Annotated in this window: 14 protein-coding genes and 1 pseudogene; 6 read left to right on the top strand and 9 right to left on the bottom strand. The window is 73.3% G+C overall.

The window, feature by feature from the left end:
• The first annotated feature begins 2 nt into the window (after nucleotides 1-2).
• Genes AB0G56_RS05650 through AB0G56_RS05640 form a run of 3 tightly spaced genes read left to right on the top strand, consistent with a single transcriptional unit; the run spans nucleotide 3 to nucleotide 2,430 of the window.
• On the top strand, nucleotides 3-785 hold the full coding sequence (locus AB0G56_RS05650) for an ABC transporter ATP-binding protein (protein ID WP_360964099.1): 783 nt from the start codon (nucleotides 3-5) through the stop codon (nucleotides 783-785).
• A complete protein-coding gene (locus tag AB0G56_RS05645) occupies nucleotides 772-1,683 on the top strand; it encodes an ABC transporter permease (RefSeq protein ID WP_360964096.1) in 912 nt (303 codons plus the stop codon). Before AB0G56_RS05650 ends, AB0G56_RS05645 begins: the two co-directional genes overlap by 14 nt.
• Nucleotides 1,684-1,689: 6 nt before the next feature.
• A complete protein-coding gene (locus tag AB0G56_RS05640) occupies nucleotides 1,690-2,430 on the top strand; it encodes a sirohydrochlorin chelatase (protein ID WP_360964093.1) in 741 nt (246 codons plus the stop codon).
• 34 nt (nucleotides 2,431-2,464) lie between these two features.
• Here the strand turns inward: AB0G56_RS05640 and AB0G56_RS05635 are convergent, their stop codons facing one another.
• Both AB0G56_RS05635 and AB0G56_RS05630 read right to left on the bottom strand, forming a co-directional pair.
• The gene (locus AB0G56_RS05635; RefSeq protein ID WP_360964090.1) at nucleotides 2,465-3,112 is read right to left on the bottom strand and encodes a DsbA family protein; all 648 of its coding nucleotides are present in this window, start codon (nucleotides 3,110-3,112) and stop codon (nucleotides 2,465-2,467) included.
• Nucleotides 3,113-3,155: 43 nt separating this feature from the next.
• Nucleotides 3,156-4,175 carry a 2-dehydropantoate 2-reductase N-terminal domain-containing protein gene (locus AB0G56_RS05630; RefSeq protein WP_360964087.1) on the bottom strand — a complete coding sequence of 340 codons (1,020 nt, stop codon included), beginning with the start codon at nucleotides 4,173-4,175 and terminating at the stop codon, nucleotides 3,156-3,158.
• A gap of 81 nt (nucleotides 4,176-4,256) precedes the next feature.
• Here AB0G56_RS05630 and AB0G56_RS05625 point away from each other — a divergent pair, with 81 nt between their 5' ends.
• On the top strand, nucleotides 4,257-5,099 hold the full coding sequence (locus tag AB0G56_RS05625; protein ID WP_360964084.1) for an aldo/keto reductase: 843 nt from the start codon (nucleotides 4,257-4,259) through the stop codon (nucleotides 5,097-5,099).
• A gap of 50 nt (nucleotides 5,100-5,149) precedes the next feature.
• A complete protein-coding gene (locus AB0G56_RS05620) occupies nucleotides 5,150-6,073 on the top strand; it encodes a transglutaminase domain-containing protein (protein WP_360964082.1) in 924 nt (307 codons plus the stop codon).
• Here AB0G56_RS05620 and AB0G56_RS05615 read toward each other — a convergent pair.
• From AB0G56_RS05615 to AB0G56_RS05595, 5 genes and pseudogenes are all read right to left on the bottom strand, one after another.
• Entirely contained in the window at nucleotides 6,045-6,590 is a 546-nt protein-coding gene (locus AB0G56_RS05615; RefSeq protein WP_360964079.1) for a DUF1697 domain-containing protein, read from the bottom strand. The two genes, AB0G56_RS05620 and AB0G56_RS05615, sit on opposite strands and share 29 nt — an antisense overlap.
• Before the next feature lie 83 nt (nucleotides 6,591-6,673).
• A pseudogene (mgt, locus tag AB0G56_RS05610) lies at nucleotides 6,674-7,937 on the bottom strand (macrolide-inactivating glycosyltransferase).
• A complete protein-coding gene (locus AB0G56_RS05605) occupies nucleotides 7,934-9,220 on the bottom strand; it encodes a sugar ABC transporter substrate-binding protein (protein ID WP_360964076.1) in 1,287 nt (428 codons plus the stop codon). The pseudogene mgt and the gene AB0G56_RS05605 overlap by 4 nt, the downstream one beginning before the upstream one ends.
• Complete coding sequence (locus AB0G56_RS05600) at nucleotides 9,220-10,053, bottom strand: carbohydrate ABC transporter permease (protein WP_360964073.1); 834 nt, start codon at nucleotides 10,051-10,053, stop codon at nucleotides 9,220-9,222. The genes AB0G56_RS05605 and AB0G56_RS05600 overlap by 1 nt, the downstream gene beginning before the upstream one ends.
• Nucleotides 10,050-10,985 (bottom strand): sugar ABC transporter permease, encoded by a 936-nt coding sequence (locus AB0G56_RS05595; RefSeq protein ID WP_360964070.1) that lies wholly within the window; start codon nucleotides 10,983-10,985, stop codon nucleotides 10,050-10,052. Before AB0G56_RS05595 ends, AB0G56_RS05600 begins: the two co-directional genes overlap by 4 nt.
• A 150-nt stretch (nucleotides 10,986-11,135) precedes the next feature.
• Here AB0G56_RS05595 and AB0G56_RS05590 point away from each other — a divergent pair, with 150 nt between their 5' ends.
• Nucleotides 11,136-12,002, top strand: coding sequence for an aminoglycoside phosphotransferase family protein (locus tag AB0G56_RS05590; protein ID WP_360964067.1), 867 nt, complete (start codon nucleotides 11,136-11,138; stop codon nucleotides 12,000-12,002).
• Between the two features lie 86 nt (nucleotides 12,003-12,088).
• Here AB0G56_RS05590 and AB0G56_RS05585 read toward each other — a convergent pair whose 3' ends face one another.
• Together AB0G56_RS05585 and AB0G56_RS05580 are read right to left on the bottom strand one after the other, a co-directional pair.
• Nucleotides 12,089-12,811, bottom strand: coding sequence for a 3'-5' exonuclease (locus AB0G56_RS05585; protein WP_360964064.1), 723 nt, complete (start codon nucleotides 12,809-12,811; stop codon nucleotides 12,089-12,091).
• 124 nt (nucleotides 12,812-12,935) lie between these two features.
• Nucleotides 12,936-14,204 carry an SAV2148 family HEPN domain-containing protein gene (locus AB0G56_RS05580; RefSeq protein WP_360964265.1) on the bottom strand — a complete coding sequence of 423 codons (1,269 nt, stop codon included), beginning with the start codon at nucleotides 14,202-14,204 and terminating at the stop codon, nucleotides 12,936-12,938.
• Between the last annotated feature and the right edge of the window lie 317 nt (nucleotides 14,205-14,521).

Below are 14,521 nucleotides of genomic sequence, written 5' to 3'. Positions count from 1 at the left end.
CCATGGCCACGACCACCCTCGCCAAGGCCCCCGAGGCCGTCGAGCACGCGGCACGCCTTGAGAACGTCTCGAAGTCCTTCGCGGCTCCGGGCGGGCAGCAACTCGTCCTGGACGACATCAGCCTCGATGTCGCTCCGGGCGAGTTCGTCACCCTCCTGGGGGCCTCGGGGTGCGGCAAGTCCACGCTGCTGAACCTGGTGGCGGGCCTTGACCGGCCGAGCGCCGGCGCCATCACCACGGACGGCCGCCCCGCGCTGATGTTCCAGGAGCACGCGCTGTTCCCGTGGCTGACCGCGGGCAAGAACATCGAACTCGCCCTGCGGCTGCGGGGCGTGCCGAAGCAGGACCGCCGCGGCAGGGCCGAGGAACTGCTCGAACTGGTCCGGCTGAAGGGCGCGTACGGCAAGCGCGTGCACGAACTGTCGGGCGGCATGCGCCAGCGCGTGGCGATGGCCCGCGCGCTCGCCCAGGAGAGCAACCTGCTGCTGATGGACGAGCCGTTCGCGGCGCTGGACGCCATCACCCGCGACGTCCTGCACGACGAGCTGACCCGGATCTGGCAGGAGACCGGTGTCTCGGTCCTGTTCGTGACGCACAACGTGCGCGAGGCGGTACGGCTCGCGCAGCGCGTGGTGCTGCTGTCCTCGCGGCCGGGGCGGGTGGCCCGTCAGTGGACGGTGGACATCCCGCAGCCGCGCCGCATCGAGGACGCGCCCGTCGCGGAACTGTCCCTGGAGATCACCGAAGTACTGCGTGGGGAGATCCGCCGCCATGGCCAGCACTGAGACGACGTCGGCGCAGGACGCCGAAGCCACCGGCCGGGACGCGGGCCTGGGGGGTGTGGAGGCGGGACTCGACGCGCTGGAGGTCACCCAGAGCGGCCGTACGCCCTTCCGCAGGACCTTCGTCGACAAGATCCTGCCGCCGATCACGGCCGCCGTGGTGCTCCTGCTGCTGTGGCAGGCGCTGATCACCTTCCACGTGGTCGACGACCCGACGAAGCTGCCCTCGCCCTCCGACGTGGGCCGCGAGTTCAAGGACGCCTGGCTCCAGGGCACGCTCCTCGGCTTCATCTGGACGTCCGTCTCGCGCGGCCTGCTGGGCTTCCTGTTCGCGCTGGCCATCGGCACCCCGCTGGGCCTGCTGGTGGCCCGGGTGAAGTTCGTGCGGGCCGCCATCGGGCCGGTGCTGTCGGGGCTCCAGTCGCTGCCGTCGGTGGCCTGGGTGCCGCCCGCGGTGATCTGGCTGGGCCTGGACAACTCGATGATGTACGCGGTGATCCTGCTCGGCGCGGTGCCGTCCATCGCCAACGGCCTGGTCTCCGGCATCGACCAGGTGCCGCCGCTGTTCCTGCGGGCGGGCCGCACGATGGGCGCGACGGGCGTGCGCGGGGCCTGGCACATCGTGCTGCCGGCCGCGCTGCCCGGCTACCTCGCCGGTCTGAAGCAGGGCTGGGCCTTCTCCTGGCGCTCGCTGATGGCCGCGGAGATCATCGCCTCCTCGCCGGACCTCGGCATCGGCCTGGGCGCGCTGCTGGAGAACGGCCGCAACGCCAGCTCGATGTCCATGGTGTTCCAGGCCATCGTCCTCATCCTGTTCGTCGGCATCGCCATCGACCTGCTGATCTTCAGTCCGCTGGAGCGGTGGGTGCTGCGCAGCCGCGGCCTCTTCGTGAAGAGCTGAACGCCCGTGTCCCCGCAGCCCGTCCTCCTGGTCGTCGCGCACGGCAGCCGCGATCCGCGGCATGCCGCGACCGTGCACGCCCTGGTGCGGCGGGTGCGGGCCGTGCGTCCGCAGCTGCGGGTGGAGACCGGCTTCCTGGACTTCGACGTGCCGTCCGTGCCGGGCGTGCTGGAGACCCTGGCCGCCGACGGGGTCCGGGACGTGGTGGCGCTGCCGCTGCTGCTGACCCGCGCCTTCCACGCCAAGACGGACATCCCGGCGGTGCTGCGCCAGGCACCGCCGGGGCTGCGGGTCCGGCAGGCCGACGTGCTGGGGCCCTCGCCGCTGCTGACGGCGGCCCTGGAACGCCGGCTGCACGAGGCGGGGCTGAGTCCCGCCGACAAGTCCTCGACCGGGGTCGTCCTGGCCTCGGCGGGGTCCTCCGACCCGGAGGCGATCGCAGTGATCGCCGACATCGCGCGGGAGTGGTGGCGTACCGGTTGGTGCGCCGTGCGGCCTGCGTTCGCCTCCGCGTCCCTTCCCCGCACCGAGGACGCGGTGCGGGAACTGCGGGAGCTGGGCTGTGCGCGGGTGGCGGTCGCGCCGTACGTCCTGGCGCCCGGTTTCCTGCCGGACCGCATCGCCCGCGGCGCGGCCGGGGCGGACGTGCTCGCCGATGTGCTCGGCCCGGCGCCCGAGGTCGCGCGGGTGCTGCTCGAACGGTACGACGCGGCACGGTTGCCACTGGTCGCGGCCCTCGGCGCCTGACACGGGGGCGGGCCGGGGGCGGCCCGGACTCCGTTCAGTCGAAGCGCAGCGCTCCCGTGCGGGTGCGCTTGAGTTCGAAGAAGTCCGGATGTCCGGCCAGGACCCGGAAGCTGTCGAAGAGCCTGGCCGCCTCGGCGCCCCGGGGAACCGCCCGCAGGACGGGTCCGAACCACACCGCTGCGTCGACGTGGATCGTCGGCGTCCCCACGTACCCGCCCGACTCCGCTTCGGCACCGGCCTCGTGGCTGCGGCGCACGGCGTCGTCGTACGCCGGGTCGTGGGCCGCGCCCGCCAGGTCGGCGGAGAGCCCGAGTTCAGCGAGGGCGCCGGTGACGACCGCGTCGAAGTCCGTCTCCTCGCGCTCGTGGATGCGGGTGCCGAAGGCGGTGTACAGGTCGCGCAGCACCTTCTCGTCGCCGTACCGCTCGGCGGCGGCCACGGCCACGCGCACCGGGCCGATCGACTTGCCGACCAGTTCGCGGTACCAGTCGGGCAGTTCGTCGCCCGTGTTGTGCAGGAACAGGCTCATCACGTGGAACCGGAGGTCGAGCGGGCGTTCGCGCTCGACCTCCAGCAGCCAGCGTGAGGTGATCCAGGCGAAGGGGCAGGCGGGGTCGAAGTAGAAGTCGACCCGGGTGGGGGCCGCGGTGCCCGGATCGGTATGTGTACGGGTACTGGTCATGCCCTGGACGCTAGTGGCCCATTGGCGCACGATCACGGCCCAATCAGCGGCTGTTTTCCTGCTCCACCTCGTCGGCCAGCCGGACCAGTTCCGCCACCGGCAGCGACCCGGCGGCCCGGCCCTTTCGGGCGAAGGAGTTGGCGAGGCGTTGCAGCAGTTCGTTCAGCGGTGCGGGTACGCCGTGCAGCCGCCCCAGCAGCACGATCTCGCCGTTGAGGTGGTCGGCCTCGATGGTGCCGGTGCCGCGCGTGAGGGACTGCCACGAGGAGCCGCCGCCGCGCGGCGCGCCGGGCAGCGGAACCAGGGTGATCTTGTCGCCGCGCAGGGTGCTCTGTTCCTCCGCGCTCGCGTAGGCGATGCCCGCCGCCGCGAGCACGGCCTCGCCCTCGGCGCGCACCCTGGCGTACAGGGCCACGGCCTCCTCGCTCACCAGGGGGCCGCTGACGGCCTCCATCGCGTTGGCGAGGTTGCCGAGCAGCTTGGCGTACTGCCAGCGGCTCACGTCGGGCACGACCGGCGCCTCGAAGTGCGCCGACTCCAGGTCGGCGGCGATCCGCCGCAGGGTGTCGTCGGTGCCGTGCGGGTAGCGGCCCAGGTGCAGCATGCCGGTGAGCGGGGTGCCCGCGGCGGAGACGGCGCCCGGTTCGACGTGCGTGGCGGGCAGCCACACGCAGACGCCGTAGACCCGGCGGAAGCCGCGCAGCGCGAGCCGCTGCCCCTCCACCCCGTTCTGCGCGCACAGCAGCGGCAGCCGCTGTGCCGCCGTGCCGCCGCCCTCGACCGGCGCCGGCCCCCAGGCCGCGAGCGCCGCCTGGGTGTCCTGCGTCTTGACGGCCAGGACGAGCACGTCGTCGGCGCGCAGCGGGCCCAGCTCCGCGGGCCCCTCGACGGCGGGCAGGTCGAGCACCGCCTCGCCCTGCGGGACCCTCAGCCGCAGCCCGTGCGCGCGCAGCGCCGCGAGGTGCGCGCCGCGTGCCACCAGCACCACCTCGCGCCCGCTCTGCGCGAGCCGCCCCCCGACCGCACCGCCGACCGCCCCTGCCCCGATGATGATGTAGCGCATGGGAGCAGCCTCCCATGCGCCGCTCACCGCCCGTCGACAGCCCCCGCAGACCCAAAGCTCCCCCGAGACCCAGGAGTCCACGTGCAGCCCTGGCAGACCTTCACACTCGGCGGCGACCTGCCCGTACGCCGCCTCGGCTACGGCACCGCCCAGCTCACCGGCCCCGGCTACTGGGGCCCGCGCGGTGCCACCGAGGACGCGGTGGCGGTGCTGCGGCGGGCGGTGGAGCGCGGGGTGACCCTGATCGACACCGCCGACAACTACGGTCCTCATCTCGCGGAGGAGTTGGTGGCCGAGGCGCTGCACCCCTACCCGGAGGGGGTGGTCGTCGCCACCAAGGGCGGGGTGGTCCGCACCGGGGACGACGCCTGGCACGTGGACGGGCGGCCGGCCTCGCTGCGGGCGATGTGCGAGGCGAGCCTGCGCCGGCTGCGGCGCGAGCGGATCGACCTGTACCAGCTGCACCGGCTGGATCCGGCCGTGCCGGTGGCCGAACAGCTGGGCACGCTCGCGCAGTTGCGGAGCGAGGGGAAGATCCGGCACATCGGCCTGGACACCGTCACCGCCGAACAGCTCTCGGCCGCGCTGGAGCTGACGGAGGTGGTTTCGGTGCAGAACCGCTACCACCTGCTCGACCGCGCCAGTGAGCCGCTGCTGCGGCTGTGCGAGGAGCACGGTATCGCCTTCCTGCCGTGGTTCCCGCTGGGCAACGGCGAGTTGGCCGGGGACCCGGTGTGCGCCGAGATCGCCGCCGGGCACGGGGCGTCCCCGGCGCAGATCGCCCTGGCCTGGCTGCTGCACCACTCCCCCGTGCTCTGCCCGACGCCCGGCACGGGCACGCTCGCCCACCTGGAGGAGAACCTGGACGCGGCCGAAGTGCTGCTGTCGCCCGACGAGCTGTCCCGGCTGGACGCCCTGGTCTGACGTGCCCCCGCCTTGACCCTGCCCCAGGGTCAAGGCCGAGGGTCGCGTCCATGGACGACACGGACGACACGGACGACACGGACGGCATGGACGGCATGGACGGCATGGACGACTGCCACCTGAGACAGACGCCGTACAGCGATCCGGGGGACCTCGACGTCAGCGGACTGCCGCGCGATCCCGGCCTGCTCGCGGGGGTCGTGCGGGACCTGGTCATCCACCGGGGCGAGGGCGAGCGTTTCGGCTACGCCATTCCCCCGGACCGGCTGCACCAGGACGCCGAGTCCCGGTACGTCCGCGAGATCCTGCGCCTGCTGCGCGAACGCGCCGCCACGCCGCTCACCGTGCGCCGGCCGCCCGGGACGCGGTTCGTGGGCACCTGCCGCGACTTCGCCCTGCTGCACTGCTCGCTGCTGCGGGCCACGGGGACGCCCGCCCGCGTCCGCTGCGGCTTCGCGACGTACTTCGAGGGCGGCGACCACGCCGACCACTGGGTCACGGAGTTCCGTACCCCGCAAGGGGGTTGGCGGCTCGCCGACGCTCAGTTGCACCACACGTACGACGGCCTGGACTTCGATCCGACCGACGTGCCGCGCGACCGCTTCCTCGTGGCCGCCGACGCCTGGCGGGCCTGCCGGACGGGGCGGGCCGACCCGCGGCGGTTCGGCGTGATCGGGCTGGAGGGGATCGCCGGGCTGTGGTTCGTCGGCGGCGACGTGCTGCGTGACCTGGCCGCGCTGAACGGCGTCGAGCTGCTGCCCTGGGACTCCTGGGGCCGCGGGATCTCGGACGACGCCTCGCTCACCGAGGACGACATCGCCCTGGTGGACCGGGTCGCCGCCGCCCGGACCGAGGCGGAGCTGCGGCGGCTCTACAAGGAGGATCCGCGCCTGACCGTCCCGGAGGTGATCACCTCGTACACCACGCACACCGGCGTGCGGAAGGTCACCCTGCCGTCATCTCCACCAGCTTGAGGACCGTGTTCCAGTTCCGGGTCGTGGCGATCAGACCCCTGGGCACGGGGCGCCTGGCCAGTTGCTCGGCGAGCCGGGAGCGGCCGAGTCCGTCCGGCGCGTACAGGTAGAGCGCCCGGTCGCCGAGGCGGAACTCCTCGGGCAGGTGGGCGGCCCGGTCGATCCGCGCGTAGCGGGCCGGGTCGGCGGGGGCCGACAGGTAGGTGACGTGGAGCTGCCGGGGCTCCAGGTCGGCGGCCGGGAAGGGACAGGCGTCGGCGACGGCCCGCAGATAGGCGTGGTCGCGCACGATGACGTCCACGGCGAGGCCGAAGCGCTGCTCGATCGCGGCGGCGAGTTCCGCCGCGATCGACTCCTCGTCACCGTGCCCGGTGGTGAAGACGGCCTGGCCGCTCTGGAGGTAGGTGCGGACGCCGTCGTACCCGGTCTCCTGCATCAGCGCGCGCAGCGCGGCCATGGGGAGCTTCCTGTTGCCGCCCACGTTGATCCCGCGCAGCAGCGCCGCATACGTCGTCATCCGTCCACCTTAGAACGCCGGGCCGCCGTCCTGCCGGGCCGCCGTCCTGCCGGGCTACCGGGCGGGCGGCCGGACCGTCGCCGTCACGCCGTCCGGGCCGCCCTGGCCGCCGCCAGTTCCGCCTCGATCAGGTCGGCCGCGCGGCACGTACCGCCCTCCTGTGCCATCTCGGCCCGGATGTCCGTCAGCCGCCGCGCCACCTCGGGGTCGTCGACCAGGGCGAGGGCGGCGGTGCGCAGCGCCTCGGCGGTGGCCTCCTCGGTGTCCAGGCGCCGGGCGACGCCGAGCCCCTGGAGCATGTCCGCGTTGCCGAACTGGTCGACGGCCTGCGGGACGGCGATCATCGGCGTCGCGGTCGCGAGCCCCTCCTGGCTGCCGCCGGCCCCGGCATGCGTGACGAACAGGTCGGCCTGCTGGAGGACGGCCAACTGCGGTACCCACGACCGTACTTCCACGTTCGCCGGCACGTCGCCCAGCTCGGCGGCGTCGACGTGCCGGCCGATCTGGAGCACCAGGTGCCAGCCGGGCAGGTCGCCGAACGCCTCGACGCACGCCCGGTAGAAGGCCGGCCGCTTGGTGAAGGAGGACCCGAGCGAGACGAGGACGACCTTCTCGGCGCCGGCGGGCCGCTGCCAGTCGCCCTCGGCGGTGCGGTCGCCCTGGCAGGCGCCGACGAAGGTGTAGACCGTCTCGTCCACCCGGTCGGCGTTGGGCTGGAGCGCCTTCGGGATCAGCACCAGGGAGCGGGCCGGCTGACCGGCGAACACGTCGGGGTGGTCGGTGATCCCGTTCTCCTCCAGCCAGGCGCCGTAGCGGGCGTAGTAGGCCTGGCCGCGCTCGGTCTTCAGCGGCTCCTCCCACATCGGCTCGGCGATCTCCTGCTCGTACCCCTTCCAGGCGACCAGGTTCGGCGAGAGCGAGATGACGGGTACGCCCCAGCGGCGACCGAGGACGCGGGCCTGGTAGGAGGTGATGTCGTGCAGGACGAGGTCGGGCTCGTCCCCCTCGTAGGCCTCGGTGAGCTGCGGGAGCGCCTGCATGGCGTCGGCGAGGAAGGGCTCGACGTTGTCGAGGAGCGTCGTCCCCCACGCCTCCGGGTCGGCGTCGGGTCCAGGCAGGGTGCTGTTCCACAGCTTGGGTTCGGCGCCGGTCTCGGCGACCTTCTCGGCGAACAGCGGCGGGATCGCGTACGTGACCCGGTGCCCCCGGGCGACGAGTTCGCGGATCACCTCCAGGCTGGGGTTGACGTGGCCGTGCAGGGCGGCGGAGAACATGGCGATGTGGGCGGGAGCGGTCATGCACCCGACCTTAGGCGAGACGAGACGTCTCGTGCAACGCGTTTTTCAGCGCTGATAGCGGGCCAGGACCAGGTTGCCGTCCTTCTCCAGGCGTTCCCGCAGTTCGCCCAGGCCGATCGCTCCGCTGTAGTACTCCTGGAACGCCGGTGTGGCCACCTTGTCCTTCCACTCGGGATACCCCCGCACGGACTGCGCGGGTGCGCTGCGCAGGCCGGCGACGAGGGCCGTGCCCGTGGCCCAGCCGTACGCCGTCCGGTGCAGGGCGGGGGCCTGCAGCGCGCGGGTGCCGGTGGGCAGCATCCAGTCGCCGAGGGCCAGGCGCACCATGTTCTCCGGCTGGAGGAGGAAGTCGAGGAACGCGGCGGCCTCCTTCTTGTGGGGGCTGTCCTCGGCGATCGACAGGGTCTGCGGGCTGACCCCCTGGGCGAGTCCGTCGGCTCCGGCCGGGGCGGGCAGCACCTGCCAGGCGAAGCCCTTGGGCGCCTGCTGCCGGATCTGCTGCCGGTAGGAGAACCCGAGCGGCACCATCGCGTACTTGCCGGCGAAGAAGCCGGGCAGGGTGTCGGAGCCGCCGCTGCCCAGGGTGGAGGGGGAGGCGCTGTGGTCGGTGCCGACCTGCTCGCGCAGGGTGCGCGGCACCACCTGGTCGGCGGCCTCGAACCGGACGGTGACCCGGCCGTCGGGGCCGCGGTGGAACAGGCTCCCGCCGGCGGACAGCGACAGGTTCAGCGTGGCGGAGACGGGTTCCTTCAGCGGCCAGGCCACCCCGTATCCGCCCGCGCCGCTCAGCCGCTTGCTCACCTGCCGGAACTCGTCCCAGCTCCAGGGCCGGGCGGGCGTCGGAATCCGCACGCCCGACTCCTTCAGCAGCCGCGCGTTGGCGATCAGCACCCGCGGCTCCTGGAGGAACGGCACGCCGTAGATCCCGTGCCCGAAGGTGGTCGTCTCCCAACTGCGGCGCGGTATGCCGGTCTTCAGCCGTGCGGGCAGCAGTCCGGTCAGGTCGGCGAGGTAGCCGCCGTAGGCGAAGTCGGCGAGGTCGTCGGAGGCGTCGTGGATGATGTCCGGCGCCTCACCGCCCTCGAAGGAGGTCAGCAACTGGTCGTGGACGCTGTCCCAGCTGCCCTGGACGTACTCGACCCGTACGTCGGGGTGGGCGGCGTTCCACTCCCGCACCAGTTCCTTGTTGACCGCCACGGACTCCTGCTGCCAGGCCAGGGACTGGAAGCGCAGGGTGATCCGGCCGTGGCCACCGCCCCCACCACCGCCCGCGCAGCCGGCGAGCACAACGGTGAGGACCAGGGCGAGGATCCAGGAGGGCCGGCCGCGCATCAGCTCTTCACCGCCCCGGCGAGCATGCCGCCCGTGATCCGCCGCTGGATGAGGGCGAAGACCAGCAGCGAGGGCAGTGTGGCCAGGAAGGCCGCCGCCGCGAGCGGACCGAGGTCGGCGACACCCTCGGCGCCGATGAAGTGGGTGAGGACGACCGGCAGGGTCTGCTTTCCCGGTGTCTTGAGCAGGACCAGCGCGAAGAAGAACTCGTTCCACGCGGTGACGAACGCGAACAGGGCCGTCGCCACGATCCCCGGGGCGAGCAGCGGCGCCGTCACCGAGACCAGCGTCCGCAGCCGCCCGGCGCCGTCGACGGCCGCCGCCTCCTCCAGCTCGGCCGGCACGGCGCGGACGTACCCGGTGAGCATCCACAGCGCGAACGGCAGCGACCACACCACGTAGACCAGCACCAGCCCGGCGAGGGAGTCGATCAGCCTCAGGTTCTTCAGTACCAGGAAGAGCGGGATGATCAGCAGCACGAAGGGGAAGGCCTGGCTGACCACGACCCATCCGGTGGCCGCCCTGGTGAGCCAGGAGCGGCGCCGGGCCATGACGAACGCCATCGGCGTGCCGATCAGCACGGCGATCACCGCGGCACCGAGCGCGGCCAGCAGGGAGTTGAGGGCGGCGTGCAGCAGCGGCTGTTCGTCGAAGGCCTGCCGGAAGTTGGCGAGGGTGGGGTGGCGGGGGACCCAGGTGGGGTGCAGGTCCGCCAGTTCGCGCGGCGGTTTGAACGCCGTGGACAGGAGCCAGAGCAGCGGGAAGGCCAGGAAGACGAGATAGGCGAGCAGCGCGGCGTACTGGCCCGCGCGGGCGCGGGGCGAGGTCCTCAACTGCGCTCACCTCCCCGGAGCCGGCCGACGAGGAAGACGGCCAGCAGGACCGAGACGACGGCGACCAGGACGCAGCCCATCGCCGCCGCGTACCCGAACTGCCCGTAGCGGAAGGCCTCCTCGTAGGCGAAGAGCGTGGGCAGCCGGGTCCGGCCGCCGGGACCGCCGCCCGTCAGCACGTAGACCAGGGCGAAGGAGTTGAGGTTCCAGATCAGGTTGAGCGCGGTGATGGCGAGGGCGACCGGTCTGAGGGCGGGCCAGGTGACCGTGCGGAAGCGGCGCCAGGCTCCGGCGCCGTCGACCGCGGCGGCCTCGTGCAGTTCGCGTGGGGTGTTCTGCAGCCCGGCGAGCAGGGCGACGGTGGTCTGCGGCATCCCCGCCCACACTCCGACGACGACGACGGCCGGCAGCGCGGTCGCGAGTGAGCCGAGCCAGTCGCGGCCGTCGCCGAGGCCGAGGTCGCGCAGGGTCTCGTTGAGGATCCCCGCGTCCGGGTTGTAGACGAGCCGCCACATGATGCCGACGACGACCTCGGGCATCGCCCAGGGGATGATGGCGAGCGCCCGGGCCAGCGGGCGCAGCCGCAGGTTCTGGTCGAGCAGCAGGGCGAGGCCGAGCGCGAGCAGGAACTGCGGCACCGTGACCCCGACGGCCCACACCAGGCCGACGCGGAACGATTCCCAGAACAGCGTGTCGTGCGCGAGGTCCTGGAAGTTGAGGGTGCCGGTCCAGCGGGTGGGGTCCGTCCGCCCGGCCTGGGCGTCGGTGAACGCGAGCAGGACGCCGTAGAGCAGCGGGCCGACGCTGAGCACCAGGACGGGGACGAGCGCGGGCAGCACCAGGAACCAGGCGCCGGGGTCGTGGCCGCGCCGGGGCAGGCCCGGACCGGGCACGCGGCGCGCCGGCGTCCTCACCTCGGTCAGCGATGTCACGTCTCATCAACCCTCTGCGCGGCGGGGACGGGCCTGGTCATGGTCGTGAAGGCGCCGCGTCCCGTCAAGAGACCGCGCACACGGTCCCACCTGTGCCAATGCGAGACTGGCCGACGCACAGCGGGAAATCTGCGGACAGGGAGGCGGACGATGGACGAAGCACGGGCGCGCGAGGTGCTGGCGGCGGCAGGGGCGGTGTTGGGGCCGACGGCAGCGGAGGCACGGCTGCTGGCGCTGGGCGAGAACGCCGTGTTCGCCGCCGGTGACCTGGTCGTCAAGGTGGGCCGTGACGCCGAACTCCTCGACCGCGCGCGCCGCGAACTGGACATCGCCGCCTGGCTGGCGCGCACCGGTGTGCCCGCGGTCCGGGCGGCGGAGCCCGAGGCGCTGCTCGTCGAGGGCCACCCGGTGACCGTGTGGCACCGGCTGCCCGATGCGGTACGCCCGGCCGAGCCGCGCGACCTCGCGGAACTGCTCCGTGCCGTCCATGCGCTGCCCTCCCCCTCCTTCCCGCTGCCGCCCCGCGAACTGCTGGGCGGCGTGGAACGCTGGCTGCGGCTGGCCGGTGACGCGATCGACCCGGCCGACGCGGCGTACCTGCGCGAGCGCCGCGACGGCTTCGCGACGGCCGCCGCCGCCCTCACCCCGCACCTGCCGCCGGGCCCGATCCACGGGGACGCGCTCCCCCGCAACGTGCACGTCGGGCCGGACGGGCCGGTCCTGGTCGACCTGGAGACCTTCTCCGCCGACCTGCGCGAGCACGACCTGGTGGTGATGGCCCTGTCCCGGGACCGCTACGGTCTGCCCGCCGAGGCCTACGACTCCTTCACCTCCGTCTACGGCTGGGACGTACGGGAGTGGGCGGGCTGCTCGGTGCTGCGCGGTGCCCGGGAGACGGCCAGCTGCGCCTGGGTCGCCCAGCACGCCCCGAGCAACCCCAAGGCGCTGGCCGAGTTCGAACGCCGGGTGGCGTCCCTACGGGACGGCGACGAGACGGTGCGCTGGTACCCCTTCTGACCGGCCCTTCACCCGCTCTGCGCTCGCTCTCCCCTCGCGCCTCTCCTCCCCCTCGCCGCCCGCGCGGGGCGTTCGGCCGTCGGCCGTCAGACCGTCTCGTCCGCCGGCTGCCGCAGGGGCCACGTCCCGTCGACCACCGCGGCCGTGTCGCCCTTGCGGCGCAGGAAACTCTGGAAGTCCGCCGCCCAGGCGGCGTACCACTCGATCTGGCGGCGGTGCAGCTCCGCCGGGCCGAGGGCCGCGACCTTGGGGTGGCGGCCGGCTATCGCACCGGCCAGCCGGGCCGCCGCGAGCGCGTCGGCCGCGGCGTCGTGGGCGGAGTCGAGGACGACGCCGTACTCCGTGCAGACCGCCTGGAGGGTGCGCTTGCCGCGCCGGTAGCGCTCGACCGCGCGGTCGATGGTGTACGGGTCGACGACCGGGCCGGGTTCGGCGCCGCCCAGGCGCTCGCTCAGCGACGGCAGCCCGTACCTGCGCAGTTCGGCGGAGAGCAGGGTCAGGTCGAAGGCCGCGTTGTACGCCACGACCGGTACGCCCGTCTTCCAGTATCCGGTCAGCACGTCGGCGATCGCGTCCGCGACCCGGTCGGCGGGGTGGCCCTCGGCGGCGGCCCGCTCGTTGCTGATCCCGTGCACGGCGACCGCGTCTTTGGGGATCGGGACGCCGGGATCGGCCAGCCACTCCCGGCGTCCCAGCGGCTCGCCCGCCCTGACCTCGATCACGGCGCCCGTGACGATGCGCGCCTCGTGCGGATCCGTCCCGGTCGTCTCCAGGTCGAACCCGATCAGCAGCTCCCGGTGCCAGCCCATGGCGGCCCCCCTTCTCGGTGGTGCTTCCCCCAGTGGTCCCCACCTTCGCATGCGCCACTGACAATCCGAGGGCCGCGTTCCGCTTTCGCGGGCGGCTTCGGGCGTTCCTGGTGTCTCAGACGGGTCAGGACACCGGACGCGAATCCGCCCACATCATCTCGAACTCCTCGCGATAGGCGGAGAAGAGTCCCCCTTCGCCCACCTCATCCGACTTGACCACCTTGCTCCCGTTGCGCAGGACGAACACCGGCGCCTCCATGCCCCGGCTGCGCCGCAGGTGGGACTGGACGACCGCGATGCCGTCGGATCCGTCGCCGTCCACCAGGTAGGCGGTCAGGCGCGGCGTCTCGTCGTAGACCTGGATCTCGAAGGCGTCCGGGTCGCGCAGCCGGGAGCGGACCCGCCGCATGTGCAGGATGCTCATCTCCACCGACCGGCTCAGCTCGCCGCGCTTGAGCCCGAGTTCCCGCTCGCGCCGCTTGACGGCGCTGGAGGCGGGGTTCAGGAACAGCAGCCGCACCCGGCAGCCGGACTCGGCCAGGCGCACCAGGCGGCGGCCGGAGAAGTTCTGCACCAGCAGGTTCAGGCCGATGCCGATGGCGTCCAGGCGGCGGGCGCCGCCGAAGATGTCCTCGGCCGGGAACTGGCGCAGCAGCCGCACCCGGTCCGGGTGCACGGCGACCACGTCCGCGTACCGGTCGCCGACCAGGTCCTCGACGGCGTCGACCGGCAGCCGCCGCGCGGAGGGCACGTCGCCGCCGGTGCCGAGGATCTCCAGGAGGCGTGCGGAGGCCCGCTCGGCCTGGTTGAGCACGGCCTCCGACAGGGCCCGGTTGCGCGAGACGACGTTCCGGGTCACCTCCAGCTCGTCGAGGGCGAGTTCGACGTCGCGGCGCTCGTCGAGGTAGGGCTCGAAGCAGGGCCAGTGCTGCACCATCAGCTCGCGCAGCTGGGGCAGGGTGAGGAAGCTGACGACATTGTCGTCGGCCGGGTCGAGCAGGTAGCCCTTGCGGCGGCTGACCTCGCGGACGGCGACCGCGCGCTGCACCCACTCCTGTCCGGCGGGTCCGGCGGCGGCGACCACCCAGTCGTCGCCGTGGACGGGTTCGTAGACGGGCCGCAGCACCGCGGAGACGACGGCGCGCAGCCGCTGTTCGACGAGGTTCAGCCAGATGTAGGCCCGGCCGGCCCGCTGGGCGCGGGTGCGTACCTCGCGCCAGGCGTCGGCGTCCCAGTCCAGCTCCGGGCCGATGGCACCCGCGTCCATCGGCCGCGCCAGGGACACCGCGCCGGGCGGGACGTCTGCGGAGTTCCCCTCGTGACCCTCGTCACCAGGGGGAAGCTCCAGGCCTCCCGAGCCCACCCGTGCACCGCCTTCCGCTCCCCCGAGCATCCCCGTCCCAACGATCAAGGAAGGGTACTCCGGGAGCGGTGCGCGGTGCAGCCGGATGGACAGCTCCTTTCCCAACTTCCCCCGGTCCCTCTCGCGTTCCGCCCGGACCGGTCCGTACAGTGAGCGAAATCATGGCGCGTCGACGCCCCCCGCGCCGGGCACCGCCGGTCCTTCGGGCGCGAGGCACGGCCCCTCCGGGCGCGAGGCGCGGGCACGTCGCGTCGGGCCACGGGCACTCCGCACTCGCGCCGCGGACACTTCACCACCGGACCGCGGACATTCCGCACTCGCGCCACGGACACTTCACCACCGGACCG

The organism is Streptomyces sp. NPDC021356 (assembly GCF_040641015.1).
In the GTDB taxonomy this organism is placed as follows: Bacteria; Actinomycetota; Actinomycetes; order Streptomycetales; family Streptomycetaceae; genus Streptomyces.
Note: the sequence above shows the minus strand (reverse complement) of the source record. Positions and strands in the feature narration are given on the sequence as shown.

What these genes read in the sequence shown, in the direction of transcription:
- AB0G56_RS05620 (WP_360964082.1), top strand. Translation starts at nt 5,150, where the DNA reads ATGGACGACACGGACGACACGGACGACACGGACGGCATGGACGGCATG.
- AB0G56_RS05650 (WP_360964099.1), top strand. Translation starts at nt 3, where the DNA reads ATGGCCACGACCACCCTCGCCAAGGCCCCCGAGGCCGTCGAGCACGCG.
- AB0G56_RS05635 (WP_360964090.1), bottom strand. Translation starts at nt 3,112, where the DNA reads ATGACCAGTACCCGTACACATACCGATCCGGGCACCGCGGCCCCCACC.
- AB0G56_RS05590 (WP_360964067.1), top strand. Translation starts at nt 11,136, where the DNA reads ATGGACGAAGCACGGGCGCGCGAGGTGCTGGCGGCGGCAGGGGCGGTG.
- AB0G56_RS05605 (WP_360964076.1), bottom strand. Translation starts at nt 9,220, where the DNA reads ATGCGCGGCCGGCCCTCCTGGATCCTCGCCCTGGTCCTCACCGTTGTG.
- AB0G56_RS05585 (WP_360964064.1), bottom strand. Translation starts at nt 12,811, where the DNA reads ATGGGCTGGCACCGGGAGCTGCTGATCGGGTTCGACCTGGAGACGACC.
- AB0G56_RS05615 (WP_360964079.1), bottom strand. Translation starts at nt 6,590, where the DNA reads ATGACGACGTATGCGGCGCTGCTGCGCGGGATCAACGTGGGCGGCAAC.
- AB0G56_RS05580 (WP_360964265.1), bottom strand. Translation starts at nt 14,204, where the DNA reads ATGCTCGGGGGAGCGGAAGGCGGTGCACGGGTGGGCTCGGGAGGCCTG.
- AB0G56_RS05630 (WP_360964087.1), bottom strand. Translation starts at nt 4,175, where the DNA reads ATGCGCTACATCATCATCGGGGCAGGGGCGGTCGGCGGTGCGGTCGGG.
- AB0G56_RS05645 (WP_360964096.1), top strand. Translation starts at nt 772, where the DNA reads ATGGCCAGCACTGAGACGACGTCGGCGCAGGACGCCGAAGCCACCGGC.